The sequence below is a fragment of the Algoriphagus sp. genome, from assembly GCF_013373065.1.
In the GTDB taxonomy this organism is placed as follows: Bacteria; Bacteroidota; Bacteroidia; order Cytophagales; family Cyclobacteriaceae; genus Algoriphagus.
In genome coordinates this window covers 207,859-232,924 of sequence record NZ_JABXIN010000002.1, presented here as the reverse complement: position 1 = coordinate 232,924, position 25,066 = coordinate 207,859, and the positions used below count along the sequence as shown (strand labels likewise).

Sequence of the window (25,066 nt, the reverse complement as noted above, 5' to 3'; positions counted from 1 at the left end):
TTAGGTTAATTTTTAGAAAATAATAAAAATCCCTGGATTTCTTCTCGAAGCGTCAAGGCACTTTTTAAAAGTCGAATTCTATCTATTCTTTTCGCTAAAGTCAAAGCTTTGATATAACCCGCCCGATTGGCGAATCCCTGTACTTTTGAAGAGTGGATGTCTTCATCCAAAAATTCCAAAAAAGTAGTAATCGGTAAGCTGGGATCTAAATCTGAGGCCCAATAGGGAGGGAAAAAGAGTCGTTCCAAGCCATTGATGCCCACTTCATCGGTGATGAAGAGTTCCTTTCTCAGCTCCAAAATACCCGGATTGTGCAATTCCTGTTCAGAGGTAATTAAGACCTCACTTTGATTGTAATATTCCAAAAGATGGTAGCGTAACGAATCGGATTGGACGAGGTAGGTACTACCAGAAGAATTCAAATCATCAAATACGATATGGTTTCCTTCGTAGGAGTTTACCAGTTGGATTTTAAAAATGGTCTCAATTAATGCTTTTGGGTTTGATTTGTATGCCTTATCGGAAAAGGCCCTGACTAAGTTGGTGTATCCATTTAGAAGGAGGCTATCATCAACAATGAGTCTTTCTAATTCTTTAATATCACTGTCCAGGTTTTCTGCAATCCCTAAGAGGTAATTTTTTTCCAAAGCCCGATCCTTTCTGTTTTCATTCCAGATGTTGACCTGAAGAGCGATTAGAATTCCGATGACCACTAAAAAAATTTCGCCTAAGGCATATACCAGATATCGGGTGACCCGATTTTGGGAAAGGAGTTTTTGGCGGATTTTACGGAAGAAGGAGATCATTACTTTAGGGCATCTAGGTCTTGTATCAATTCATCCCTCAATTGTATGGCAGATTGATTTAATCTTCGAGAGAACATCATGTGGTGAGACCATTGTACAGAAAATTTGGAGAGAAAATTGGCTACTTTTTCATCATTAGCCATTGCTTCAAAATCTGCCTGTATCCCTACTTCTATCCAATCATTCGAAACAGAATTGGTGTCTGGAATGGAACGGATGTATTGTTCGATATAGAATACGGGTTGGCTGGCATGGTTTCCCATACCTACCAAGATTTCATCGGTTGAAAGGATTTCTTGCTCAAATTGTATGAGCCTTTTTCTTAAATCAAGGTTCTGCATTAGCTCAAGCTCTCCGTTACTTCTCATTTCTGTAATGGTCGAAATTGAAGGGTTTCGGTAGGGTACTTGATAGTACAGATGCATCGTTCTTTCAAAAGCACCGATTTTGTCTTCAGGTAGCTCTTTTGCTTCTAGCATATCAATGGTCTGAAGGATTATTTTCCGGATTGATGACGAACGACGAATTGACCCTTCGGTTTCGTCTATGAAAATGTCAAGATCTTCAATAATTCGCTCATGATAGCTTTTAGCTTTCATTTTTGCGAGGCGTTCTTGGTTCCAATTGTTGACTTGCAGCGCAATTAGTATCCCGATTACTACCAGCAAGATTTCTCCGATTGCATAGGCTAAATATCGAGTGACCCGATTTTGGGAAAGGAGATTTTGGCGGAGTTTTCTGAAAAAACTAGTCATGGATAAATGATTTGATTTCTTCTTGAAGGGACTTTATTTGAGCTGAACGGACTTTCAAAACGTTCGACATATTGAAAGACCTGCCTAGATCTCCAATAAGATAGGACTCAAACTCTGTTTTTTGTAAAAAGGCATCGAGTTCCCTTTGTGTATCAATCTTGCGCTGATCTGGAATGGAATCCAAAAAAGAATAAAACCCTTTGTTTCCTTCGCTGGTAATTACATGTTCAGATGTTTCTGAATTTAAAAAATCATTAGGAACTGATGCCATTAGCGGCTCAAAGGATGACTCCAAAAAACGGACAGTTGAGGTCATTACATCTTCTATCTGCTTAAAATTGGAATAGTACTCCACGAGTTTTTTAAGGAGCTCTTTGTTGGAAAAATTTTCAAAGGCTCCTCCACTTTTTGCTGCTTCATAGGTAGCATCAAAGCTGATCGCCGACTCGTTGTAATAAAGCGGTTCGGTATGGGTTCCAAATTCGACACCACTTACTCCAAGATTTGGATTCCTTACATGAGTGAGCAACCACCTTAGGTTTTCAATTCGGCTGTTGTAAAACTTGGTAAGTTGCTCCAGCTTTTTTTGATCATTTCCTAAGTCATCCAGAATGGTCTTGTAGAAGGTCTGTTCGCTAAGGTGATGTTGTCTTTCTTCCTTCCAGGTATTCATTTGCAAAGCAATTAAAATACCCAGGGTTACTAAAATAATCTCCCCAACTGCATAAGTCAGGTATCGAGTGATCCGATTTTGCTGAAGGAGTTTTTGGCGGATTTTTCGGAAGAAGGAGATCATAGAGTTATTTTCTTTATTTTATCCCTTTAGGGACTATATATGGGTAGAAATGACATTTAAAATCAATGTGCTGTGCCGTTAGGTACAGGATATAATCATTCGATCGATTTGAAAATGTAACGTTGATCATATTCCACATCATGAATCTTAAGAAGCTCTTCATATTCTTCAATGAAAGATTTTTGCGAGTGATTCTTTTCCTGATCCTGAATGTATTTGATCACTCTTGGTACCTGAACTTTTGAATAGGAAAACGCGCCATATCCAGATTGCCAAGAGAATTTTCCTTTGACAAAACCTTTGGTATTTATCCATTTTGATGAATCTTCCTTTGCCATTTGCATTAAATCTGATAATGCTTGGGTAGGCCTGAACCCCATCAATATATGGATATGATCAGGCATACCGTTGACTTGCAATACCTTATGATTATGTTTTTGGACTATTCCGGTAATGTATTTATAAAGTTCATCTTTCCAGTCAGCTTGGATTAGAGAAATGCGGTTTTGGACTGCAAAGACCACTTGAATATGGATTTGGGTATAGGTGTTTGCCATAGTTAAAAATTTATATTCCGTACCTAAAGGCACGTAGGGGGCTTGTTAAAATTGTTTGTTCTACCCATATCGAGCCCCTAAAGGGACTGCCATTACCAATCATCGCCGAGGCAATTTCCCCTGCGGAATAAGCCAAATACCGGCTTACCCGATTTTGCTGGAGGAGTTTTTGGCGGATTTTGCGGAAGAAGGAGATCATGGTGACTTAGAATTACATTTTTTTTCTAATTCATTTTTCGCTTGGATGATATCCGGGAGGATGGATTCGTAGAGAAATAATATTCTGGAGTTGGCACCCACATAATATACCGCATCACTCGTTAATTTCTCCACAAACTCCCGGTCGGTTAAATGAAACGATTCCAACTTTTTGAGATCTACTTTGCTGGTATCCAGATTGTTTTTTACAAAGTCCATGTCCTGCCATTGGATGGCTGCATAGTTGTCTTTCTTATAGAAAAGCTGAACCGCACCGTCGGCATTGGTATTGATCACATCCAGCATTCCATCGATCATGGAGTAGTAATCGACGATCATGGTTTTTATATCATTGTCTCGGAGAATATTCAGGTTTCCGCTGGATTTTAGGTCTTCATAGGCCGCCATGCTGGGACGGTAGGTATAGGTAATCAAGGAAATGGATTCCAGATTTTTTTCCATGATCAGGGGTCTGTCCAAGGAATCCTTTTGAAGCAAGGAAAGCAGGTCATTACTCGCTTGAAGTCGTATTTGAGTTTGTTCAATCAGATTTTGGATTTGTAAGATGTCTAGGCTGACATCTTCCATGAGTTTGCAGTAGTAATCGTTTTCAAGGGTTTTACTTTTACGGAATTCATTCCAGGTATTGATCTGTAAAGCAATTAATATCCCAAGGACTACTAAAATGATTTCCCCTAAAGCATAGGCCAGGTATCGGGTGATCCGATTTTGCTGGAGGAGTTTTTGGCGGATTTTTCGGAAAAAGGAGATCATGATATCAATTGGGACAATTTTTATTTTCCAGGCACTCAATTCGATCCAGAATATTTTGGAAATACTCTCTAAACTCTAAAATACCTCCTGCAAACTTTCGATTAGCTAGACTCCAAAACTGTATTCCTGCGATTACCTCACTTTGCCCTTTCATACGATCATAGTCCAGACTCATATTTTGGGTTGTATCACCATTGGTTATGAAGATTTCTTGAATTCTGTACGGCTGAAAAAGATTAATATCTGCAACCGACATGTCTCTCCAGTAATTGAGTGTCTGGATTGTAATAGACTGGAAGCTTGCCGCTTCATCTAGTATTTCCCGCAACTTAATATCAGACAGAATACCCAATGAACCAGAAGATACTAACTCGGTATAGGCCGAATTTCTCAGTCTCCATGCACTAATAAAAAAGGGTGATGCAGGAATTCTCAGGTGTTCATTTTTGGGAAGGTCATTGTTTAAGGCAAAAGCAACAGAATCTAGGTTAGATGCATTCTGTTGATATATTTTTATTTGATTATCCAAAATATCAATATTCCATAATGCTTCCTCCTTTATTCTTTCTAGGAATAATTTTTCCTTTTCCCGAATTTTTAAGTTCTCATTCCAATTGTTTACCTGTAGCGCAATCAAAATTCCAATTACAACTAACAGGATTTCCCCTAGCGCATAGGCTAAATACCGGCTGACCCGATTTTGTTGAAGTAGTTTTTGGCGGATTTTTCGGAAGAAGGAGATCATCAGTCAAGAGGGATAAATTCGTAGGTCTTTTCCGTCAGATTCAAGTTAATCTGATATTTTCCTGCGGGTACTTGGATATTAGGTCCTTGCCATTCCAAGTGCCCTTTAGGGAAGCTTCGGCCTCCCCAGTTTCGGTTCCAGGTTTGGTTTTCCCGGAATTTTACCTGACCTCCTACCAATTCAATTTCCGCTTCCCAAATAGCGGGCTCCTCAGACTTCTTTTCAAAGGGGATATCAGTCCCCCAATCCCTATTCGGAGATCCTTCGCCCACTAATCCTAGGTTTTCATAAAGTAATTTGACTTGTGGGAATTGTTTTTTGATTTCGCCTTTCAATTTTTCACCAAGCTCGCGGATATGAAAAGCCTCAGCAGCATAGCTGTCATGAAGGACCGCAGCTTTGATCAAAGCTGCTCTGACCTCTGGTCGACTAATCATTTCCTGACTTTTCAGAATCTGAGCTTCGCTAAATACGCCTGGCATTTCTAAAAATCTTTGATTTAAAGCAATTCCAAATGTCAAATCGGGAGTAGGGATGGTTTCCACTAAAAGCAGCTCTTTGAGGAGTTTTTCCGAACGATTAAATTCCAAATTGGCAAAAGAGGCATATTCAGTAAGATCCCTTGCCAGTAATATTTCAGTAGTATTTCCGGGCTTCACTTTGAGGTTTTGCAATAAAAACCCGATGCTGGTTCGGAAAGGGCTAGATTCTGATTCCTCATAATTCAATAGTCCTGGGAGAAGGTTAGGGTCCAGAAGTTCCGGATAGTTATATAGGCTGTCTAAGTATATATTTTGTTGGGAAGAATGAAATTCGATAAAAAGTAGTTCTTGAATTTCCACATCCAAGACATTGTAGATTTGCTCAATGGTGACTTCAAATTCCTCTTGTCGCTTCTTTTCTTCATTCCAGTTATTGACTTGCAGAGCAATCAATATTCCGATGGTCACCAAGATGATTTCTCCCAGCGCATAGGCCAGATATCGGGTAATCCGATTTTGATGAAGGAGTTTTTGGCGGATTTTTCGAAAAAGCTGTATCATTTGCTGGATTTTAGGTCTTCTTGGATCAGCGTGAGAATCTCCACAATCCGTTCTCTTAAGGTTTCAGATTGGCTGTTGATGATGGTATTCCAAGTGGCACAATCTGCTAGGTAATCTCCAAAGTCGTCTTCCTTAAGAAGTTCGGGTAATTTTTCCAGCTCCTGATTAGTCAATATTGAAAAACGAACTTGTTTTTGTTTATCCAAGAGGATACTATTGATTTGATTCGTAGACCAATAGCCAGAAATCAGGTTTCTAAGGGAAGATTTTTCAATTAAAAAGGGGAAATACTGATTATTCATCACTGACCGCCAAGACAATTCGTCTTCTGTCACTTGTAAAACCTCACTGGTCCAGAGAGACAGCAAATTCTTTAGGCGCTTATTGGTCAACAATTGCAGCTTTCCAGCTGAGATCAAGTCATTGGTAATCGGATCAAAAGTGGGAGCGATCATGGTTTTACTGGTATAATAAATGATCGTATCAGGCAAAACTGGGTTCTTGCTGTCGATTAATTCCAGTAGTTTCATGGAAGATTGGATCAAATGATTACGTACATCGATTTTTTCATCCAGCTGTTCTAAGTTGCTTTGAAATTCGGATTCCAATTGGATTAAGAGTTCCTGCTCCTCAATTCTGTCTTTGCGGTATTCATTCCAATTATTGACCTGTAATGCAATCAATATCCCGATCACCACAAGGATGATTTCTCCGATGGCATATACAAGGTACCTAGTCACCCGATTTTGGGATAGGAGCTTTTGGCGGATTTTTCGGAATAATGAGATCATTTTAATTGCTGTTTTATCTGGTGTCTGATCTCATGAATTTTTTCCAAAGCATTTTCAATATGCCTCACCGAACTTTCTCGATTGTCCTTGTAAAGTTTAAAAAGAACGATGTGAGAAGGAGTCTTAAAAAATGTCTGAGGATCAGTTGGTTCATGGTAATTCATCCAGCGAAAAATTTTGAAATGCTCTTTGATGACTGGTGTCCAGTCAGTTACAAATGAATATTCAACATCCTGTAGACCCCTTTCCACCTCGAAAAGAGATACATCATAGTAGGAGATTAGGGACAATTGCAGATTTTTATTACTGATAGATTCAATCCCTTTTGATTTCAGAACTTCAAAGGCGCTTGATTGAGATTTAAATCTTTCGAAAGAAATTATTTTCCCCATCCAAAAATTAAGACTATCATTTAAGGGATTAATATTTGCCTGTTCAAGGAGGAGATCGGTCAATTCAATAGCTTGTTTAGCTTTAGATAGCTCTTCGGACAAAAGAACAGCATCCTGTTCCAGGTTTTTATCGATCAGAGAAAGAATCTCTTCCTCAAACTCAGAGGCTATTCGGGCTTCATTCCAGCTATTAAGTGAGAAAGCTCCTAAAATACCTATCGTAATAACCAGAATTTCAAGAATATATTCAGGCCATTTTTCTTTGAGTATAGAGAGGATTCTTTTCATTTCACGAGTTCTTCTTCTACCAATTCTAAAATTTTCTTCATTTGGCCTAAGGCTGTTTTTTGAACCGCGATCCAGTCGGACAATAGGAAGAATTTGTTAACTGCTAGATTTTTGAACTGTGGAGAGTTTACTGTTTCTAGCTGCTCATCTGTCAAACTATAAGGAAGATCCCGCAAAACTGAGTAGCTGATCACATTTAGGTTGTTTTGATTTATAAATGGACTGACTTCACTCACCCAATTTTGATTTAGAAAATCTTCAGAATTTTCGAGCTGATTGACTGTCAGCTTTAGTTTCCTAGATGGGTCAAGGATCTCCAACTGATTTTTAAACAGGTTCGAGTTTAGTAATTCATTCAGTATAGATATCTCAGGTACCGAAGGGGGAAAAGATAAGACATCCACGATGCATCTTCCAGCATCATCCTTTTCCATTCCGATATTCGACTGTATGAATGCCTCCAGGCGGGTCAATATCGGTTCATTTTTGGCAGTAATTCGGTTCTCTAAAAAAGCAATATTGTCGGTTAGCTCATTTCGGTATGAATTGAGCATTTCCTTCCTTGAGGAGGTCTCTTTTCGATTTTCATTCCAATTATTCAGCGCAAAGGCCCCCAAAATACCGATGGTAATCACCAGAATCTCAAGGATATATTCAGGCCATTTTTCTTTAAGAACGTTGTAGATACGTTTCATACTTTTGGAGGATTTTTCGGAAAAATGAGATCATTCTATTTTTTTCTATTCAATTCATCCTCAATCATTTTGAGTGTGAGGTTGATAAAATCTTTGATGTTCAATTCGTTGACTGAAACGTAATCATTGTTATGCTTGTGGTGCCAGATTTGATTTTCAAATTCTAAATAATCCGCTTTGGCGAGCTGGGTCTTGAAAGGAGATTTATCTGGGTAGGTTTGAAGATAATCTTTCTTGTCATAGGGGAGTTTTTTGGTGAGTTCACCATTTGCTAATGGAAAGCGCTTCATGAGAAATGGCATTAAATTCATGGTATAGTTGTCTGATCTAAAAAGAATATCCTCCTCCTGATCAACTAAGAGCGTCAGCCAGTTTACTATTTGAGTGCGTAGGGCGTCATTTTTCAGAAGATTTAATTTCCCGGAATTGACTATTTCGCTTGCAACTCCTGTTTGCGCATCAAAGGAATTGAATGTGCCTATCTTCACCAGTAGATCATCTATAAGTTCAGCATTATTTTCGATAGAATTAGATCGAATTATCTGAGTGAGCTGCAAGCAGTCCTCTGTTACTTTTTTGTTAATATTGATACTATAGTTTATTTCCTCCAGATTATTTTCAAATTCTTCTTTTAGCCCAGAAAGGATTTCCAATTCCTCCTCATTTTCAATTCGTTGCTGGTTCCAGGTATTGATTTGCAGCGCAATCAAAATTCCGATGACTACCAACAATATTTCCCCTAGAGCATAAGCCAAGTATCGCGTGATTCGATTTTGGGAAAGGAGTTTTTGTCGGATTTTTCTGAAAAGGGAGATCATATCAGTTCAGCAATTGAGAAATAAGGGAAACAGAGAATATTGTCAGCATAAACCAGCCGATAAATCCCTGGATAATTGCAAGGTATCTTGGCAATCCTTTGATGGGAATCTCTCCAAAACCCAAGGTGGTAAAGGTGTTGATGGAGAGCATGAGTGCATTGAGGACTTTGATTAAAAAGTCATAGAGTAACGCCACCAGAAATGCCCCAGTCAAGAGAAAAGACTTCCAGGCTTTTTGTGCAGGAGGTAGTTCCTCCCAGGTACCTTTTAGAATATCGATTTTGCTTAAAATTTTCGCGCTCAATTGGGTGCCTGAGATCGCCCATCGATAGAGGGGGAGCGCAGTTGCTGAGAAAAATCGGGGGACGGACTTCTCGGAATCCGAAATCATGGATCTGAATTCCTCATAGGCCAGTAAATCCTTTTGTTTTTCTTCCAGATAGACCTCATGTACGCCGGCATTCCGCTGGAGGTATTTGAAGAAAAAGCGATAGCGATCCACGATTCGGTTTTTGCCATGGGCATCCCAGGAATTGGGGAAGAACAGGTAAATCAGGGCAAAGGCAAAAATCACATAGACAGAGAATACGATTGCCTTGGAGGGTTTGGTTCCGTATTCAGAGAATACCTTGAGAAATTGGTTGATCTTCCAGGTAAAAAAAGTCTCAAAGGAAGGGTTGACACGATAGAGATAAGCCAATCTGGATGTTTCCAGATTTTTCATTTCAACATAAGTCCCGTTTGCATATTCTGTATCGTGCTGTTGCTGATAAAGTGAATAAAGCTTACCCAGTAGTTTCATCTCCCCCCTGTACACTTTCGAGTTTTCTATTCTGGCAGTGTTCTGATAATAGGCTAAATTTTTTTCAGAATATATATCTGGGTCTTGTTTAAAAGTTGCTATGGAATCTAGCTGATAATAATTGAGGTAAGCAAACCAGGTTTGATAAGAAAAATAATTAATAAGTCCGGAAGAAAATTGATTCCAATCGATGGTGGAATCATCTTCCAACTGACCGAGGCTAATTTTTACCCTTGTGTCAAATTGGTTTTCACTAAAGTTCATTCGGTTTACCTTACCATTGCTTCCAAGTAAGATGATTGGGTTGACATTTTCAAAGCTGTTTTTGTCAAAGTCAAGTCTCTGAACAGAAGAAACGTTAATCAAAACCTCCTCTCCTGATCCTCTAAACTTGGTGTTGGTTATCCAGAGATTGAATTGATTTTCAACCTGAAATACTGAGCCAATGAAGTCTTTCGAAGAATTCAAAACTTCACAAGAAATTAGGCCCCATTGTAAATCTGATAGATCAGCTTTGTCTGTATTATAGAATATCCCCTTTTTGAATAAGGAATTTTCAATGGAGGTATATGCAAAATTTTGCTTTTCCAATTCCTTAGCCTTCATAAAGATGCCTGAGAAATTCTCATCAAAGGAAACTCGAAGCTCATCAAAAAAACTACAGCGGTCGACATCTCCCAATGAAGAATTTTTGACGATTACGGGTTTTAAAAACCGAATTTTGTAAAGACTTATAGATAGAATACTACTGTCTTGAACAATTCCCCAAGAATTAAAGAAAACATTTTCAAGTCTGATCTCTTTGGTGAGGGTTATGGAGTCCTTACGCGTATAATTTTTGGTTGATCCGGTATCCCCGGCAAAGGTATGCGCTTGATCAACCTCCAAATCCATCTTTATGATGGCATTTTTGAGCTCAAAGACAGAATCCGGTTCGTTTTCCACCAATCTGAAAAACTCCGAATAGGAATAGGTTTTGATTATTGATTCTTGTGCGAATCCGATATGGCTGTAAATAATCAGGAAAAGGAAAAGCAGCTTTTTCATCATCATTCAGCATTAATTATTCAGGGAAGCTTTTATTTCCGACTGTGCCAAATCCCTAATTTCCCTTGCCTTTTTTCGTAAGGACTGATAGTTGGCTTTCTGAAATTTCAACAGGCCATTCTTAAAATATAAGGAATTGAGGAAGAAAGGATTTTCTCTATATTCTTCTAAAGTCTTTTTGGGCAAGGAAGGATGCTCTCTTCTATGGTCGAATCCAACGACAAAATTTTCTATATCCCGGCTATAGTTTTTTAGGGATTGATCGATTCCTTCATTGAAAATTTTTATGGATCGATAGTATTCCCTCAGATTGTTGATCAAGGAATCATTACGAATCAATCCGATTTGTCCAGAGGCTGTAATATTATCTAGTGCGATCTTATTTGGGTAAAACAGGTTCGCCTTAAAGAGTGCATTATCCCGTATATCAACTTCGGAAATATCATTTGCTTCCAAAATATCATCGGACATTTGGGAAAGGCGAATGAACATCAGCGAGTCTTCCTGAATAATTCCTTCCAGTAATACAATATCATCGGTCAGGTCTTTCACCAGTTTTTTTAGGAAAACTTGTTCCAGTTTTCGCTCCTTTTGGTATTCATTCCAATTGTTGACCTGAAGTGCCAGTAAAATCCCCACCATCACCAATAGTATTTCCCCTAGGGCATAGGCTAGGTATCTAGTGATTCGATTTTGCTGAAGAAGCTTTTGACGGATTTTTCTAAAAAGTGAGATCATTATTTTTGGTTAAGCTCTTCAGTTATTGAAGCGATTAATGCGCTGTTCCGCTTAAGAGTTGTTTGAAAATTTTCCATTTCAAAACCTCGGTTGTCGGCAGTAAAGCTAAGCCATGAAAGGTAGGCTCGATTTTTTTTCAGTTCTTCAAAATCCCAAGGTTCCATGGATTTATTCCAAGCAAAATTTTGAAATAAACCTAGATGGCTTTGAGAGATTTCGAGCCCTTGCTTCATACTGCCTTCTTGGATTTTTATCTGAAATGGCATTCGAACGTCGTAGTATTCAGAAATTAAAAACCGGAGACTGTCATTTTGGATCATGGTAATGCCCTTGCTCTTCAAAGCAGCGAAAGCATTTTGTTGATTATCTAAAATGGTGAAATTGTAACTTCTGGAAAAGTGTATGTCTAATGAATCATGGTATGGCTGGTCGTTGCTTAAGGCCTGTAGCAATATTTCACAGGCTTCTTTGGCCTCCCTATGGTGGTTGATATTGAAGATAAAATCTTGTTGCTGTTTCCTCAGCTCCGTGAGCATCTCTTTGAGTAACTGAATTTCTTGTCGTTTCAGCTTTGTGGCTTCATTCCAATTATTGACCTGTAAGGCAATTAGGATTCCGATCACCACAAGGATGATTTCGCCAATGGCATAAACAAGGTACCTAGTCACCCGATTTTGGGAGAGGAGTTTTTGGCGGATTTTGCGGAAAAAGGTGATCATATTTATTTAAGTCGTTTGTCTAATCGAAACCCGCAAATCGGTTTTTGAAATCGGTAGCCTACGGATTCGAACTCCAGTTGCATTGAATATCGCATTCGTTACCGCAGGAGCAATCACCGGCGTGCTGGGTTCACCTGCTCCTCCCGGAGGATTTCCGGAATTGATGATATGCGTCTCGATTTTAGGAGCTTCATTCATTCGGGTGACCTGATAATCGTGGAAGTTGCTTTGCGCTACCGCTCCGTTTTCAATGGTGATTTCTCCGGTCATTGCTGCTGCCAATCCATAGATGATTCCACTTTCCATTTGTGCTGTAAACCCGTCTGGATGGATGGCAAAACCTGGGTCAGCAACACAGACTACCCGATGTACTTTGACTTTTCCTTCGACATTGACTTCCACTTCGGCTACTTCGGCTACAATAGATCCGAAGGATTGGGCAATGGCAATCCCTCTTCCCCAATTGGCAGGCAAAGGCGAGTCCCAATCAGATTTTTCTTGAATTAGGTCAAGAACTTTCTGAAATCTTGGCTTATCCTGGGTTAGGCTTTTTCTGAAAGCTAAAGGATCTTTCTTGGCTGCAAAAGCCAGTTCATCAATAAAGGATTCGGTCAAAAACCCGTGGACAGAATGGTCCACGCTTCGCCAATTGCCCCATGGAACAAAAGAGCTGGGACTCGTGAACTGAATCAATTGATTTGGAACAGCGTATGGTAAATCCGCTGCTTCTGGTGGATGGTGTTTAAACAAAAACTGGTGAGAATAGGCCACCGGGTTTCCGGACTGATCCAAGCCGGCTTTCATACGGCTGATCGTTGCCTCACGGTATAGGTCATGCTGGGTGTCTTCCTCCCGCGACCAGATCAATTTTACTGGGAAATCGACTTCCTTGGCTATCGCAACCGCCTGTCTGATCACATCAGTCTCAGACCGTCTTCCAAAACCACCGCCCAAAAGCTGATTATGCACAGTGACCTGGTCTAGAGAAATGTCCAAAAGTTCCGCTACAGCGGCCATCACACCTAAGGGGTTTTGGCTTCCGCACCAGATTTCGCATTTTCCATCATGAACCCATGCAGTACAATTCATCGGCTCCATGGTGGCATGCGCCAGAAAAGGGAGTTGGTATTCTGCTTCCACAACGGTCTCAGCGCCTGAAAGTGCTGAATGCGCATCTCCGGATTGATAATGTTCACTGAGGCTTGCTTCTTCCAGAGCCTTATCCATGGCCAATCTATATCCATTGAAAATATCCTCTTGGCTTTTACCATCATTTTCTGTGGATTCAAATTTGATAGCAAGACGGTCTAACATGCTTTTTGCTTGCCAATAACCTTGAGCAATCACTGCTACAGCATTTTCCAGATTCAGAACTTTCAACACTCCTTCACTGTCTGAAGGGATGGAAGTATCCACTGATTTTACCTTTGCTCCGAATACTGGGGCGGCCTTGATGGTGGCATATTTCATGTTGGGGACGATCATGTCCATACCAAATTTAGCTTGCCCGGAAACTTTGGCAGGAATATCTAATCTGGCTGGGGAAGTACCCATGAGGGTGAACTCATCTCGGGTTTTCAGTTTAGGTTGTTTGGGCGCCTTTACTTTGGCCGCGGCAGGGGCCAATTCAGCATAAGTTGCGGTTTGATTGCTAGCAGGATGAGAAATGGTACTTTTTTTAGCTTTGAGTTCTTCGATTGGCACTTTCCATGTATCTGCAGCAGCTTGGAGCAGCATAGCCTTGGCAGCAGCTCCGGCGATTCGCATTCCCTGTTGACCGGTAAATCTCACAGAGGCACTACCCCCTGTGATTTGGAAATTCATGGTTTTCACTGCCGTTAGAAAAACACCATCAATGGTTTCTTCCAAAAATTTGGGGAAAGTCTTATTTCCAGCGATAAAGCCCTTGGCGACAACATAGTTTGCATATTCCTTATCTGCAGGGGCTTCCATAAATTTGACCTTAGACCAATCAGCATCTAGTTCATCAGCAAGCATCATTGCCAAAGTAGTATGTACACCCTGTCCCATTTCCGCATGGGGAATGATGACGGTAACCGTATTATCCGGGGAGATTTTTAGCCAGATATTCATCACCGTTTCTCCCTCTTCAGCGATTAAACCAGCCACTTTTGAGGATCGGTTGCCAGGACGGATAGCCACTCCGATGACCAAGGCTCCGCTTGCTAATATTCCGGTGCCAATGAAAGCTCTTCTTGTCCACTTTTTCATCGTAACTGGGGATTAGAGGTGGAGGCTTGAAGTGCTGCTGAGGCGCGTTTGATCGCGGATTTGATTCGACCATACATCCCACAGCGGCAGATATTTCCGGACATAGCCTGCTCGATTTCCTCGTCGGAAGGGGCAGGATTTTCATTCAGCAGAGCTACTGCAGACATGATTTGTCCGGATTGGCAGTAGCCACATTGGGGAGTTTGCTCTTCTATCCAAGCTTGTTGGACGATGTGTAAGGTATTTTCATCAGGAGCAATGCCCTCGATCGTGGTAATTTTTTTTCCTTCCACGGAAGTAGCTGGAGTGATGCAAGAGCGGATAGGCTTTCCGTCCACATGTACGGTGCAGGCTCCGCATTGGGCAATTCCACATCCAAATTTGGTCCCAGTCAATTCACATTGCTCGCGGATCACCCAAAGCAGGGGCATTCCTGCGGGTGCTTCCACGGAGTATTCTTTTCCGTTTATGGTAAGGTTAATCATGTTCAATTTTATTGTAAGGATTTCAATATCAGTATTTTCTGCGAAATCACCGAGACTCCAATGATGAGGTAAGTTTCTCCGCTAGATCAAGTTGTATTTTATATTCCTCTAAAGACCTGCCGCACATGGTACGGACGACCATGATTTTGTTTATGAATAAATCAAGCGTTTGTTGATCCTTTAGTTTCAGGTACATTTCTTTGGTAGGAGGTCTTCCAAACCGCATTTCCCCTGTGACTTCAAAATTCAATATTGTAGCTGCCAGAGGCACCAATTCCCATTCTGCGCGTTCAACCAATCCATCTCGAAAAACAGTTTTCTTCATTTGCTTGTCATAGGCATTCATTTGATTCACGAGGGATTGGTCAAAATATCTGAGCGTCCCCGAGGATTTCATTTGGCTATAGGTACCATCAGTTGAGGAAAACGGAAAGGTGGAAAACACCTTGGTCATGTACTGGTAAATCTTCAAGGTATCCCATGAGCTGGGTGGTGCATGTAGCATCTCGATATATTCGACAATTTTTCTATCCTTTTCTTCGAGATATCTGATTGCTTCCTTCAAAGATTCCCGGTCCTCATCCAAATCCTCCAAAATAGACTGAGCGAGTACATCTGCGCTTCTTTGCTCAACGTAGGATTCCCTTTGATTTTCCACAAAAAAACCTAAAATGATTGCCAAGAAGAGCATGAGGAATTCCTTAAAATAGGAACTCCAATTTCTGAGTTTTTTGGAAGTGGGGAATGTTTTTTCTTCCTCTTGATTTTTGGTTTTTATGGGTTCTGTCATCCTAGTCCAGTTGATATTCTGACTGTATCAATTCCAATAAATTGATAGCATTTGCCCGAAGTGAAGTAGCCCTCATACTGTTTCCAAAACACATTTTTGACAAATAATGGACTTGGAATGCCATCTCATTAAGCGTTTGGAAGTCATCGGTGATCAATTGAGGATTATCTGTTGGGATCACGAAGTTCATTTCCTCATTCATAGTGGCATTTAGGGCTTGTGAGTTAAAAACCCTTCCTCCCATTACTCTAAAAGTGGATTTGGTAAGGCTTTCATTTTCCTCCCAATCGGTCAGTACTTTTACCTTTTTTTCATATTTGAGCAATTCTTCGACAATGACTCGTTTTTTGATCAAGCGGAGGCTCCCGGCATTTTTTAGTTGCTGAATGGTTCCATCGGAGTAAACAAATGGACTTTCATTGAAAACTTGCCGGGCTAAATAATAAATCTGATTTCCCAAAAGGTGATGATCTTTATCCACTAGCATTATGGCCAGGGAATCCATCAAGTGCCCTTTCATTTTTTTAAAAGTGATGTAATTATTCAGATTTGCTGTATCTGATTTTAGGTCTTCAACTAGGGAAAGCAAAAATTCCTTTTCAATGGTTTTGTTGCTTAAAGACTCCCGGTAATTGTCGGCAAGAAATCCACAGAATACTGCCAAGAAAAGCAGGAAGAAGTCCTTAAAATTTCCCCACCAAGGAGTTTTTTTCTTTTTCATCAGATCATTTAGGTAAGGTCACAAACAGTTGAGATTGAATCAGCCAAGTTCCCGACTTCTTGGTCCATTGAGCTGCATAATTACCACCCACAACAGGATCATCTGAATCTTCAAAATAGCCTTTCCAGGTTCCGCTTTCCCAAGCAAGTTGAGTTTCTGGATTGACGATGATTTCATCCGGAGTTCGAACCCAATACATTCGGGGTCCAGAAGCTTCTTGGATATAGCCCATCAATGCTTCTTTTCCTGAAATCAAAGTTCCTGCACCCGTGGTGATCAGTACATCATCTGTCAAAAAGGTCGCATTTAATGGTTCATCAAATGCCCGTAGGGCAGCGTTGGATTTTGCTCTTTGGGCAAGAATCTGAGATTTCTCAGATTCCTGCGCAAAACTGAAGTGGAATAAAAAGCAAAGAAAGAGGCAGCTAAATCCTTTCATTCTTTATCTCGATAATGATTGAACCAGCTCAAAATAGAAGCACTCTTGCTCATCAACATGCTGGGGCGATTCACCAAACCATGAGAGGCATTAGGGATACGAACCATTGCGGATTCCACGCCTTGAAGCTTCAGAGCGGCATAGTATTGTTCGGATTCGGAGATTGGTGTTCTGAAATCACGTTCCCCGGTTAAGAGCATGGTTGGGGTAGTCACATTTCCGACCAAAGAAAGGGGAGATCTACGCCAATAATTTTCAATGTCTTCCCAAGGATTTGCTCCAAACCAATACTTAGTGAAAAAGACCGGATTGTCTGCATGAAGCACAAAGCTGGTCCAATTGATTACAGGTTTGGCTACTACAGCGGCCTTAAAGCGGTCGGTTTTTCCAACAATCCAAGCCGTCAATACACCACCTCCGGAACCTCCGGTTACAAAAAGATTAGCTGTATCGATATATCCTTTTTCGATCACAGCATCTACTCCGGACATCAGGTCTTCGTAGTCATGGTTGGGATAATCATGGTGAATTAGATTCCCAAACTCTTGCCCATACCCAGTACTTCCTCTTGGATTGGTATAGAGTACCACATATCCTGCAGCAGCATAGGCTTGGATTTCATAGGCGAAGGAAGGACCATACATGGCAAAAGGTCCTCCATGAATTTCTAAAATGAATGGATATTTTTTGTTGGGGTCAAAGTCGGGAGGTGTTACGATCCAACCTTGCACTTTTCGCCCGTCAAAACTGGATTCCCACCAGATTTCTTCCGTTTTCCCGATTTTTCGGTAGGAGAACACATCATCATTCAGCGCAGTCAGTCGAGTAGAATTGCCTCCGCTCCAGACAGCCAAATCCGCGGGATGCTCGGGACTACCTAAGGTGTAGGCAATTCGATTGTTCGCAGATAGGGAATAGGTGCCGGAATTGTAAGGTCTTCCCAAATCCAATCCGCCAAGACCTTCCACAAGCGTTCGAATTTTTCCATTCAAGGAAACATGCCCCACTTTGGTGTCTCCAAACTCATCGTATTGGAAATAGATACCTTGGCTATTGGCTTCCCATTGGGGATTTCCTGCATCACGATCTAGATCGGCTGTGAGGTTTTTCACGCCCGAACCATCGACATTCATCACATACAAATGTGTGACTTGGTAGCCTTGAAATGTATCATCACTTCCTGTAAAGGCGATTAACTTTCCATCTGGGGAAAGAGTAGGGTTGGAATCAGGACCAAAACGGGAGGTTAAAGCTTTGATACTTCCATCCGAAAGAGACAGTTGGTAGACCTCAGGATTTCTGGGTTCGAATTCAGCGTTTTCGTGGAGGTTTGCGGAGAAAAACAAGGAGTTCCCGTCTTTTGACCATACTGGGGAACCGTAATTGTTTTCATCAAAAGTTCGCTGTCGAGCCGTTCCACCGGTAAGATCTATCGTGAAAATCTGGCGGAAACCCGGACTTACGTAACCTCCTCCATCTCTTCGGTAAACCATTTCATCGATGAAGATTGGAGCAGCATTCCATTCAGCACCTTGAGGTTTGCTTGGAATATTCAACAAGGAAGATGGTTTTGCGGGAACAAACTGAGTAAACGCCAAATGCTGGTTATCATAGGACCAGGAAACAGCACTCGGAGGATTGGCAGAATTGGTCAAAGCCACAGAGCTGTTGGTATCGAAATAGTGGACAAAAAGCTTCACTTTATCGTCCTGCTGATTTGAAAGGAAAGCCAACTTGGTTCCATCATGGGACCAAACAGGAGCATAGTCGCGTCGATTTCCTTGGGTGATGGGGCGGTTTTGGGTGCCGTCCGCATTCACGATCCAAAGATTGGAGTAATCGCGATCGGTCATGATGTCTTTGAAGTTTCGTACGTAGACGATTTTACTTCCATCCGGGGAAATACTCGGGCTAGTGATATATTCCAGATCGAATAGATCCGTCAATTCGAGATTCGTTTTTTCTTGGGCAATTGTCAGCGTGAATAGCCCAAAAGAGAGGAAAAGGAAAACCAGTACTTTTTTCATGGGATTTATGGATTAATGATCGGTTGATTGCTTCTTTTTTTAATCTGTGCTCTTAGTATGTATATCATGGCCAGGATCAACATAAATAGGCCAATTGCTAGTAATTCATTAGTACTTAGGTGAAAAAATACCCAGGAAATTGCGATCAGGGTGAGAATTCCGACAGTATTCCCAAAAGGAACTTGAAATGACTTCGGAGCTTCAGTTTTACTATTCCACCGGAATTTGAGGTATGCTAAGACTGCCCCAAAATAGATGACCAAAGAAGCACCAGTAACCAAAACCAAGAGATATTGGAAACTTCCGGATGCAGCGAATCCAAATTCCAAAATGGCCAGGAAAATAATAGCGATGTAAGGGGTGCCGTATTTAGGGTGAATTTTAGAAAGAGTGGGATGGAGCAATCCGTCTTTTGCACCTGCATAGAGAATTCGAGGCAAAAGCGTCAGAATGGAACTTAGGGTACTCCAAACGGCGATAAAGGAGAGGATCAGAACCAGAATAAATCCGGTTTCTCCAAAAATTACCTTTGCTAACTCCGCTAACGGGGCTTCTTGATTGGTGAGCATGAGATCTCCCAATACCCCTTGTGCGGCCAAGTGAATGGTACAAAATCCCAAGATCACCATAATAATTCCGATGAAAAATCCGATGGGACCCGTTCGGGTTGGATCCTTCATCTCACCTCCATTCGCCAAGGCCAATTCTCCTCCTAAAAAGGCAAAAATCAAAAGGATGGAAGCCTCTCCGATTTTTCCGAATTCAGGGAATCCTTCCCAACTAATATTGGCAAAATCCAACTGAGTCAGGGCGATACTAACCAGAGCCATCAGGGAAATGACTTTGGTCCAAGTGAGAATTTTGATAAAGACCATGCTGTCCTTGATTCCCTTGATATTCAGAAAAGCGCTGAAAGCTGTTAGGGCTGCGAAAAAGATAATTCGAATTCCTGTTTCCTTAAAAATTGGAAAATAGGAGCCTGCGATATCTGCAAGGGCATTCATCAAAGCTCCGCAGGCTAAAACTCCCACACCGAACCAGTACAGGATATTGGCAATAAACCCTGCCATGGGTCCAAAGGCTCGATTGATATACACATACAAACCTCCAGTATCTGGTACCCGACTGCTTAATTCTCCAAAGCAAAGCCCTAGGAAGAGGAAAATCAAACCACAAAAGATATAGGCCAAAATGCTGGCATGCCCTAAAATTCCATAAACCAAAGCCGGTAAAAGGAAGATCCCACTACCGATGGAAATACTCAGGACATTGGTAATGACTCCACCCATTCCCACTTCCCGCTTTAGTTCCTGTGCCGGTTTTTCATTCATAAATTATTCAATTAAGCCTTCGCCAGGCCGTGGAGTAGGGATTTTGACACCAACAGAGTTGGAATAAGAATTCCACTCTTGGAGTAAGTCTTTAAATTTAGCTGGGTACTGATCTTTCACATTGATTTGCTCATCCAGGGCTACCGATAAGTCATACAATTCAAAATTTTCTTCGGAATAGGGAGTGGTGATATTGAGCAATTTCCATTTGCCTTTTCGAAGCATAATTCGTCCCCGGTGCTCCAGAGCAAATACATAGGATGAGTCATGCACAGTTTCTTGACCATCTTGGATGAGGGGTAAAAGAGATTTTCCAGCCAAGGGATTTACCTCCTTTCCTTTCCATTGGGGAGGGTATTCTAAGTCAGCAAGCTGATAAAAAGTAGGAGCCAGGTCCATCACGGTCACAAATTGATCTACAATTGGATTTTCTTGAATTACCTGAGGACCAGCAATGATCATCGGAGCGACCATTCCACCTTCTGTGGTGTAGCCTTTGAAATAGCGATAGGGTGCAGACCCAGCTTCAGCCCATTGAGGGCCATAGGAAATAAAGGAATTTTCCCTTCCCATTTCCTCGTAAGCATCTGTATAATTCTCTTGGAGGAAAGGACCGAAATAGGAATTGTAGAAAAAGTCTTCTGCTGCGGCTCCATTGTCAGAGACAAAAACAATCAAGGTGTTTTCATACAATCCGTTTTCCTTGAGGTAGGTTAATAGTCGGCCAACATTGTAGTCCAAGTTATCAACCATACCTGCATAGAGCTCCATTTTCCGAGCTTCTGTTTGTTGATCTTCCGGAGAAAGGGAATCCCAGGGACTTACTCTTGGGTGTAATTCAGGCAGGTTGGCATTAGAAGGAATGATGCCTGCTTTTTTAAGGGATTCCAACCTTTTTTCTCGTAGAACTTCATATCCCTCATCGTACCTACCTTGGTATTTTTTCCAGAATTTTTCGTCCACTTGAAGAGGCCAATGAGGGGAAGTATAGGCAGCAAATGCAAAAAAAGGTTGTTGATCTTCCCTGTTAGATTCGATGTAGGAGATCAACTTATCTGTGTAGAAATCTGTGGAATAGGAACCTTCTGGCCAACTGGCTTTTTGGCCATTTTCCGTATATGGTGATTCTGGAGCATCTGGAAAAATTCCCCGGTCACTGTAATGATTGGCACCACCTTCCAGAGTTACAAATGATTTTTCGAAGCCTTTTTGATGAGGGTCGTCTTCAGGGCGAAGACCTAAATGCCATTTTCCTACGGTATAGGTATGATAGCCTGCCTGCTGCAATAATTCGGGTACAGGGATAATGCGGTCACTCAAATGCCCTTCGTAGCCAGGTACTCCCGTGACCAAATCCTGGGAACCCATTCCTGCCACGTGATTGTAGTTGCCGGATAGCATCATAGCTCGGGTCACCGCACAAAAGGGAGCCGTATGGTATTGTGTAAAGCGAACCCCTTCTTGAGCCAACTGATCCAAGTTGGGTGTTTCTATATCTCCTCCGAAAGATCCTAAGTCTGCATAGCCTAGATCATCAGCTACAATTACAAGAATATTTGGTTTTTGAGATGGGGAGGTTTCTTGGTTTTTAGGGGAGCAGGAAAAAAAAAGGATTCCGATAATCAAGGAATACAAAAAGTCTGTTCTCATGAAATTGAAGTAAATGGCATTCAAAAAGTTAAGGAATTATCTTGACTTTGTGCAATTTTCCAGTTTGGAAGTGGAGGGGGAATTAAATTATCCCCTCGTGATGAATTGCTTGAAACTTTTGAATTTGGTTTTTTCTGGATTCAACATACCACATGGAAAGTGGACCTTTTCCCTTAACCGGGATTAATCCCCTGAATTCAAAACATAAATCCGGGTTGTCTTTGATTCGGGTATAGGTTGTTTTAGAAATATTGATTTTGTTCAATCCACAAGCGGCTTCCATTCGTTGGGCTGTATTAACCGTATCTCCCCAGATATCATACTGAAATTTCTTGATCCCTACGATTCCTGCTACTACCGGCCCTGTATTGATTCCTATCCGCATGTCAAATTTGGCCTTGGAGGGAATGGAAGGGTCAAAATTTCGTTGGGTGATAAATTCTTTGATCTTTAGAGCAGCATGAATGACATCCATGACGCAGGAATGATTGTTGAGTCCTCCTGCAGCCAGGTAAGCATCACCAATGGTTTTGATTTTTTCCAGCCCGAATTCCTCCATGATTTGATCAAAGGCCTTAAAGCAAATATTCAACTCATGCACTAATTCCTTGGCGGTGAGATGCTGGGCTTTCTTGGTGAAATCTGCAAAATCCGTAAAAATTACGGTCACCTCTTCAAAGTCCCTGGCTTCGGATTTTCCGGTTTCCTTCAGCTCCTCCGCTACCTTTAGGGGCAGGATATTCAATAGAAGTTTGTCAGATCGACCCTTTTCCCGCTCGATGATGTGGCTTGCTTTTTTGATAAATTTGTACCTTCTCCACCAGCCTACTGCCAACACCAAAAACAGGACCCCGCTAATCATAAAAATGATCCTTTGATTCCGCTCTACTTTTAGTCGTTCATCAAAAAGAAGACTTTGTTCACGAAGTACTTGAGCATTTTGAATGCTGTCAAGCAATTGCTCCTTGTTGAATTCATACTTCAACATCATTTGGGTGATTTCCTTGGTGTTGGATTCATTGAGAATGCTATCCTTTAAGGTGGAGGCTTTTTTGAGGTAGGTAAGTTCGGATCGTATATCTCCGGTTTTCTCAGCTACTTCCATTAAGCGCTCGTACGCCATTCGGATTACCTTGACCTCTGAGGCTTTTTCGGCATTTTCTAGCGACTTTTCAGCATGGAGCTTGGATTTTGCAAACTCTCCTTTTTGAAGATACAGATTTGCCAATCTATTGTGTGTGTATGCTATCCCCCGGGAATAACCCAACGAATCTCGAACCTGTAAGGCTTGCAAGAGCGTCTTTTCAGCCAAATCCAAATCCCCTTTGGCGGCATAATTGTTTCCCAAGTTGCTCAAGGAAAGACCAATGGAATATGGGTTGTTGATTTCATAGGCTATGTCAAGAGCCATTTGGTGATAATAGATGGCGGAATCCACTGGGCCAGTGTGCTCAAAAATGATTGCCAGATTATTCAAACTGGAATGGATTCTTCTTGGATCTCCTTCTTTCTTCTCCAGATCCATGGATATCCGAGCATGGCTGAAGGCCTCTTCATAATCATGTTGATCATAATAAATCAGACTTAAATTATTGTGAACACTGGCGACTCCAAGGATATCCTTTTTTCGTTCGTAAATATCCAAAGCCATGAGGTGGTTTTGAATTGCTTTTTCAAGATCTCCATAAAATGAATAAATGCCAGCTAAAAATGTATGGGCCCGAGCTTCTTCCAAATCAAAACCTGCTTTTTGAAATTGGGGAATTAGGATTTCCATAGACTTGGGATCGAAGGAAGAAGGGCTTAATTCTTCTTGGGCAATAATCTTGTAAAAATTACTCTTGAGTTTCCCTTCGGAAAAATCCGCACCTTGCGACAATACCAAAGCCTGTTCAGCAAAATCAAGCGCCTTCGCAAATTCATAATTTCCATAGGCTTCGTAGGATAAAGTACAGAGACTATCTACCTTCTGTTCATATTTCTCCTGACTAAATCCTTGTAAGGAAGTCAAAAATAAAAACACAAGGATAGCCTGCCTGATCATTCCTGCTGTCGTTTTTGATTCAAATACTGATAATGGCTATTATCTTGCGGTCCTCTTACGACAAGACTTGGCGGAAGCGGCCCCAATTGCTCTACGGCTAAATCCATCGCTCGCATCATTTGCGCTAATTTTTCAGGGTTTTCCTTGGCCAAATTATTGGTCTCCTCCGGGTCATTTCGAAGATTAAAAAGAAGGGTGTCATGCGCTGGAACCCCTCTCATCCAAGCGGCGCCTTGAAAACCACCGAAAGGTCTTTTGATCTTCCAACCATCTTGCTGATAGGCACGCTGATCGGCGCCCATGTAATAAATGAATTCGTCTCCTTCACGGTATCCGTTTTCGAATAAAACGGCACTTAGGTCTTTGCCGTCAATAGCCCGATCCTGCGGAATTTCCGCTCCGACTAGTTTGCAAAAGGTGGGAAACCAATCCATTTGGGTTGCCATTTCCTCATAGACTTGACCAGGGTCAATCTTACCTTTCCACATGGCGACTGTAGGTACGCGAACTCCTCCTTCAAACGTAAACTGCTTGCCTTCTCTAAGTGGACCTGCCGATCCACCATGATCTTCCATCACCAACCAAGGTCCGTTATCTGAGGAAAAGACGATCAAAGTATTCTCCAAAAGACCTTTTTCCTCCAGTTTCTGAAGAATCTGTCCTACGCTCCAATCTATTTCCTGAATTACATCCCCATACAATCCCCGTTGGGAAGTTCCCTCAAAAGCTGGGGATGCATAGATGGGTACGTGCGGCATATTATGCGCCAGGTAGAGCAAAAATGGACTTCCTGCTGCTTCATCAATAAACTCCAAGGATTTTTGGGTATAGGTTTTGGTAGTATAGCGCTGATTGACTTGAATGGAGTCCACCTCATTATCCTTCATATAGACCACCGATTCCATGTCATTGCTGTAGGGAATTCCATAGTAACTGTCAAAGCCTTGATTGAGTGGAAGATACTTTTCCCGATGTCCAAGATGCCATTTGCCAACGATGGCTGTTTGATAGCCTATTCCTTTAAGGACTTCCGCAAAGGTGATTTCCTCAGGGGCCATTCCTGTGAAGCTCTCCGGGAAAAATACTTGGTTAATTCCCATACGTTGGGGCATTCTTCCGGTAAGTAAACCTGCACGTGATGGACTACATACTGGCGAGGCGGATAGGAAATTGGTGAACTTAATTCCTTCATTAGCCATCCGGTCAATATTCGGCGTCAGAATGTCTGTTGCTCCAAAGCACCCTAAATCCCCATAACCCAAATCATCGGTAAAAATGAAGACGATGTTTGGGAATTGACTGGACATTTCTGTTTTCTGTTCCTCTGAACAGGAAATCAGAAATAACATCAAGGTTCCTATGAGAATTAGGTTTTTCATATAG

Annotated in this window: 24 protein-coding genes; all 24 read right to left on the bottom strand. The window is 41.4% G+C overall.

Translation table 11 applies throughout. From position 1 onward, the window contains the following. Nucleotides 1-5: 5 nt before the first annotated feature. On the bottom strand, nt 6-806 hold the full coding sequence (locus HWE15_RS02385) for a hypothetical protein (RefSeq protein ID WP_290505894.1): 801 nt from the start codon (nt 804-806) through the stop codon (nt 6-8). Further along, the gene (locus HWE15_RS02380) at nt 806-1,561 is read right to left on the bottom strand and encodes a hypothetical protein (RefSeq protein WP_290505893.1); all 756 of its coding nucleotides are present in this window, start codon (nt 1,559-1,561) and stop codon (nt 806-808) included. The genes HWE15_RS02385 and HWE15_RS02380 overlap by 1 nt, the downstream gene beginning before the upstream one ends. Further along, complete coding sequence (locus tag HWE15_RS02375) at nt 1,554-2,357, bottom strand: DUF6090 family protein (RefSeq protein WP_290505892.1); 804 nt, start codon at nt 2,355-2,357, stop codon at nt 1,554-1,556. The genes HWE15_RS02380 and HWE15_RS02375 overlap by 8 nt, the downstream gene beginning before the upstream one ends. 95 nt (nt 2,358-2,452) lie before the next feature. Further along, a complete protein-coding gene (gene tnpA / locus HWE15_RS02370) occupies nt 2,453-2,914 on the bottom strand; it encodes an IS200/IS605 family transposase (protein ID WP_290505891.1) in 462 nt (153 codons plus the stop codon). 195 nt (nt 2,915-3,109) lie between these two features. Then, a complete protein-coding gene (locus tag HWE15_RS02365; RefSeq protein ID WP_290505890.1) occupies nt 3,110-3,886 on the bottom strand; it encodes a DUF6090 family protein in 777 nt (258 codons plus the stop codon). Between the two features lie 4 nt (nt 3,887-3,890). Beyond that, nucleotides 3,891-4,631 carry a DUF6090 family protein gene (locus tag HWE15_RS02360; protein ID WP_290505889.1) on the bottom strand — a complete coding sequence of 247 codons (741 nt, stop codon included), beginning with the start codon at nt 4,629-4,631 and terminating at the stop codon, nt 3,891-3,893. After that, a complete protein-coding gene (locus HWE15_RS02355; protein ID WP_290505888.1) occupies nt 4,631-5,674 on the bottom strand; it encodes a DUF6090 family protein in 1,044 nt (347 codons plus the stop codon). Before HWE15_RS02355 ends, HWE15_RS02360 begins: the two co-directional genes overlap by 1 nt. Then, on the bottom strand, nt 5,671-6,465 hold the full coding sequence (locus HWE15_RS02350) for a DUF6090 family protein (RefSeq protein ID WP_290505887.1): 795 nt from the start codon (nt 6,463-6,465) through the stop codon (nt 5,671-5,673). The genes HWE15_RS02355 and HWE15_RS02350 overlap by 4 nt, the downstream gene beginning before the upstream one ends. Beyond that, nucleotides 6,462-7,145 carry a hypothetical protein gene (locus HWE15_RS02345; RefSeq protein WP_290505886.1) on the bottom strand — a complete coding sequence of 228 codons (684 nt, stop codon included), beginning with the start codon at nt 7,143-7,145 and terminating at the stop codon, nt 6,462-6,464. Before HWE15_RS02345 ends, HWE15_RS02350 begins: the two co-directional genes overlap by 4 nt. After that, a complete protein-coding gene (locus tag HWE15_RS02340) occupies nt 7,142-7,840 on the bottom strand; it encodes a DUF6090 family protein (protein ID WP_290505885.1) in 699 nt (232 codons plus the stop codon). Before HWE15_RS02340 ends, HWE15_RS02345 begins: the two co-directional genes overlap by 4 nt. 35 nt (nt 7,841-7,875) lie before the next feature. Next, nucleotides 7,876-8,658 carry a DUF6090 family protein gene (locus HWE15_RS02335; protein ID WP_290505884.1) on the bottom strand — a complete coding sequence of 261 codons (783 nt, stop codon included), beginning with the start codon at nt 8,656-8,658 and terminating at the stop codon, nt 7,876-7,878. 1 nt (nt 8,659) lies between these two features. Further along, on the bottom strand, nt 8,660-10,507 hold the full coding sequence (locus HWE15_RS02330; protein WP_290505883.1) for a potassium channel family protein: 1,848 nt from the start codon (nt 10,505-10,507) through the stop codon (nt 8,660-8,662). Between the two features lie 12 nt (nt 10,508-10,519). Then, nucleotides 10,520-11,245 carry a DUF6090 family protein gene (locus HWE15_RS02325; protein ID WP_290505882.1) on the bottom strand — a complete coding sequence of 242 codons (726 nt, stop codon included), beginning with the start codon at nt 11,243-11,245 and terminating at the stop codon, nt 10,520-10,522. Continuing rightward, complete coding sequence (locus HWE15_RS02320) at nt 11,245-11,964, bottom strand: DUF6090 family protein (RefSeq protein ID WP_290505881.1); 720 nt, start codon at nt 11,962-11,964, stop codon at nt 11,245-11,247. Before HWE15_RS02320 ends, HWE15_RS02325 begins: the two co-directional genes overlap by 1 nt. A gap of 6 nt (nt 11,965-11,970) precedes the next feature. After that, a complete protein-coding gene (locus HWE15_RS02315) occupies nt 11,971-14,196 on the bottom strand; it encodes a molybdopterin cofactor-binding domain-containing protein (protein ID WP_290505880.1) in 2,226 nt (741 codons plus the stop codon). Further along, nucleotides 14,193-14,681 carry a (2Fe-2S)-binding protein gene (locus HWE15_RS02310; RefSeq protein WP_367203706.1) on the bottom strand — a complete coding sequence of 163 codons (489 nt, stop codon included), beginning with the start codon at nt 14,679-14,681 and terminating at the stop codon, nt 14,193-14,195. Before HWE15_RS02310 ends, HWE15_RS02315 begins: the two co-directional genes overlap by 4 nt. Nucleotides 14,682-14,727: 46 nt before the next feature. After that, nucleotides 14,728-15,471, bottom strand: a complete 744-nt coding sequence (locus HWE15_RS02305; RefSeq protein ID WP_290505878.1) for a hypothetical protein — start codon at nt 15,469-15,471, stop codon at nt 14,728-14,730. Between the two features lies 1 nt (nt 15,472). Continuing rightward, nucleotides 15,473-16,192, bottom strand: coding sequence for a hypothetical protein (locus HWE15_RS02300; protein WP_290505877.1), 720 nt, complete (start codon nt 16,190-16,192; stop codon nt 15,473-15,475). Nucleotides 16,193-16,196: 4 nt separating this feature from the next. Then, nucleotides 16,197-16,631, bottom strand: coding sequence for a nuclear transport factor 2 family protein (locus HWE15_RS02295; protein WP_290505876.1), 435 nt, complete (start codon nt 16,629-16,631; stop codon nt 16,197-16,199). Then, the gene (locus HWE15_RS02290; RefSeq protein ID WP_290505875.1) at nt 16,628-18,658 is read right to left on the bottom strand and encodes a S9 family peptidase; all 2,031 of its coding nucleotides are present in this window, start codon (nt 18,656-18,658) and stop codon (nt 16,628-16,630) included. The genes HWE15_RS02295 and HWE15_RS02290 overlap by 4 nt, the downstream gene beginning before the upstream one ends. Nucleotides 18,659-18,663: 5 nt before the next feature. Further along, nucleotides 18,664-19,989 (bottom strand): APC family permease, encoded by a 1,326-nt coding sequence (locus HWE15_RS02285; protein WP_290505874.1) that lies wholly within the window; start codon nt 19,987-19,989, stop codon nt 18,664-18,666. Between the two features lie 3 nt (nt 19,990-19,992). Continuing rightward, nucleotides 19,993-21,639 (bottom strand): arylsulfatase, encoded by a 1,647-nt coding sequence (locus tag HWE15_RS02280; RefSeq protein WP_290505873.1) that lies wholly within the window; start codon nt 21,637-21,639, stop codon nt 19,993-19,995. A gap of 82 nt (nt 21,640-21,721) precedes the next feature. Beyond that, nucleotides 21,722-23,683, bottom strand: a complete 1,962-nt coding sequence (locus HWE15_RS02275; RefSeq protein ID WP_290505872.1) for an adenylate/guanylate cyclase domain-containing protein — start codon at nt 23,681-23,683, stop codon at nt 21,722-21,724. Then, nucleotides 23,680-25,062 (bottom strand): sulfatase-like hydrolase/transferase, encoded by a 1,383-nt coding sequence (locus tag HWE15_RS02270; protein ID WP_290505871.1) that lies wholly within the window; start codon nt 25,060-25,062, stop codon nt 23,680-23,682. The genes HWE15_RS02275 and HWE15_RS02270 overlap by 4 nt, the downstream gene beginning before the upstream one ends. Nucleotides 25,063-25,066 lie beyond the last annotated feature (4 nt).

Bases quoted from the DNA above. Each gene is read 5' to 3' on its own strand.
- HWE15_RS02315 (WP_290505880.1), bottom strand. From the start codon at position 14,196: ATGAAAAAGTGGACAAGAAGAGCTTTCATTGGCACCGGAATATTAGCA.
- HWE15_RS02270 (WP_290505871.1), bottom strand. From the start codon at position 25,062: ATGAAAAACCTAATTCTCATAGGAACCTTGATGTTATTTCTGATTTCC.
- HWE15_RS02350 (WP_290505887.1), bottom strand. From the start codon at position 6,465: ATGATCTCATTATTCCGAAAAATCCGCCAAAAGCTCCTATCCCAAAAT.
- HWE15_RS02310 (WP_367203706.1), bottom strand. From the start codon at position 14,681: ATGATTAACCTTACCATAAACGGAAAAGAATACTCCGTGGAAGCACCC.
- HWE15_RS02330 (WP_290505883.1), bottom strand. From the start codon at position 10,507: ATGAAAAAGCTGCTTTTCCTTTTCCTGATTATTTACAGCCATATCGGA.
- HWE15_RS02300 (WP_290505877.1), bottom strand. From the start codon at position 16,192: ATGAAAAAGAAAAAAACTCCTTGGTGGGGAAATTTTAAGGACTTCTTC.
- HWE15_RS02305 (WP_290505878.1), bottom strand. From the start codon at position 15,471: ATGACAGAACCCATAAAAACCAAAAATCAAGAGGAAGAAAAAACATTC.
- HWE15_RS02375 (WP_290505892.1), bottom strand. From the start codon at position 2,357: ATGATCTCCTTCTTCCGAAAAATCCGCCAAAAACTCCTTCAGCAAAAT.
- HWE15_RS02295 (WP_290505876.1), bottom strand. From the start codon at position 16,631: ATGAAAGGATTTAGCTGCCTCTTTCTTTGCTTTTTATTCCACTTCAGT.
- HWE15_RS02380 (WP_290505893.1), bottom strand. From the start codon at position 1,561: ATGACTAGTTTTTTCAGAAAACTCCGCCAAAATCTCCTTTCCCAAAAT.
- HWE15_RS02325 (WP_290505882.1), bottom strand. From the start codon at position 11,245: ATGATCTCACTTTTTAGAAAAATCCGTCAAAAGCTTCTTCAGCAAAAT.
- HWE15_RS02290 (WP_290505875.1), bottom strand. From the start codon at position 18,658: ATGAAAAAAGTACTGGTTTTCCTTTTCCTCTCTTTTGGGCTATTCACG.
- HWE15_RS02365 (WP_290505890.1), bottom strand. From the start codon at position 3,886: ATGATCTCCTTTTTCCGAAAAATCCGCCAAAAACTCCTCCAGCAAAAT.
- HWE15_RS02335 (WP_290505884.1), bottom strand. From the start codon at position 8,658: ATGATCTCCCTTTTCAGAAAAATCCGACAAAAACTCCTTTCCCAAAAT.
- HWE15_RS02285 (WP_290505874.1), bottom strand. From the start codon at position 19,989: ATGAATGAAAAACCGGCACAGGAACTAAAGCGGGAAGTGGGAATGGGT.
- HWE15_RS02385 (WP_290505894.1), bottom strand. From the start codon at position 806: ATGATCTCCTTCTTCCGTAAAATCCGCCAAAAACTCCTTTCCCAAAAT.
- HWE15_RS02360 (WP_290505889.1), bottom strand. From the start codon at position 4,631: ATGATCTCCTTCTTCCGAAAAATCCGCCAAAAACTACTTCAACAAAAT.
- HWE15_RS02320 (WP_290505881.1), bottom strand. From the start codon at position 11,964: ATGATCACCTTTTTCCGCAAAATCCGCCAAAAACTCCTCTCCCAAAAT.
- HWE15_RS02340 (WP_290505885.1), bottom strand. From the start codon at position 7,840: ATGAAACGTATCTACAACGTTCTTAAAGAAAAATGGCCTGAATATATC.
- tnpA (WP_290505891.1), bottom strand. From the start codon at position 2,914: ATGGCAAACACCTATACCCAAATCCATATTCAAGTGGTCTTTGCAGTC.
- HWE15_RS02345 (WP_290505886.1), bottom strand. From the start codon at position 7,145: ATGAAAAGAATCCTCTCTATACTCAAAGAAAAATGGCCTGAATATATT.
- HWE15_RS02355 (WP_290505888.1), bottom strand. From the start codon at position 5,674: ATGATACAGCTTTTTCGAAAAATCCGCCAAAAACTCCTTCATCAAAAT.
- HWE15_RS02280 (WP_290505873.1), bottom strand. From the start codon at position 21,639: ATGAGAACAGACTTTTTGTATTCCTTGATTATCGGAATCCTTTTTTTT.
- HWE15_RS02275 (WP_290505872.1), bottom strand. From the start codon at position 23,683: ATGATCAGGCAGGCTATCCTTGTGTTTTTATTTTTGACTTCCTTACAA.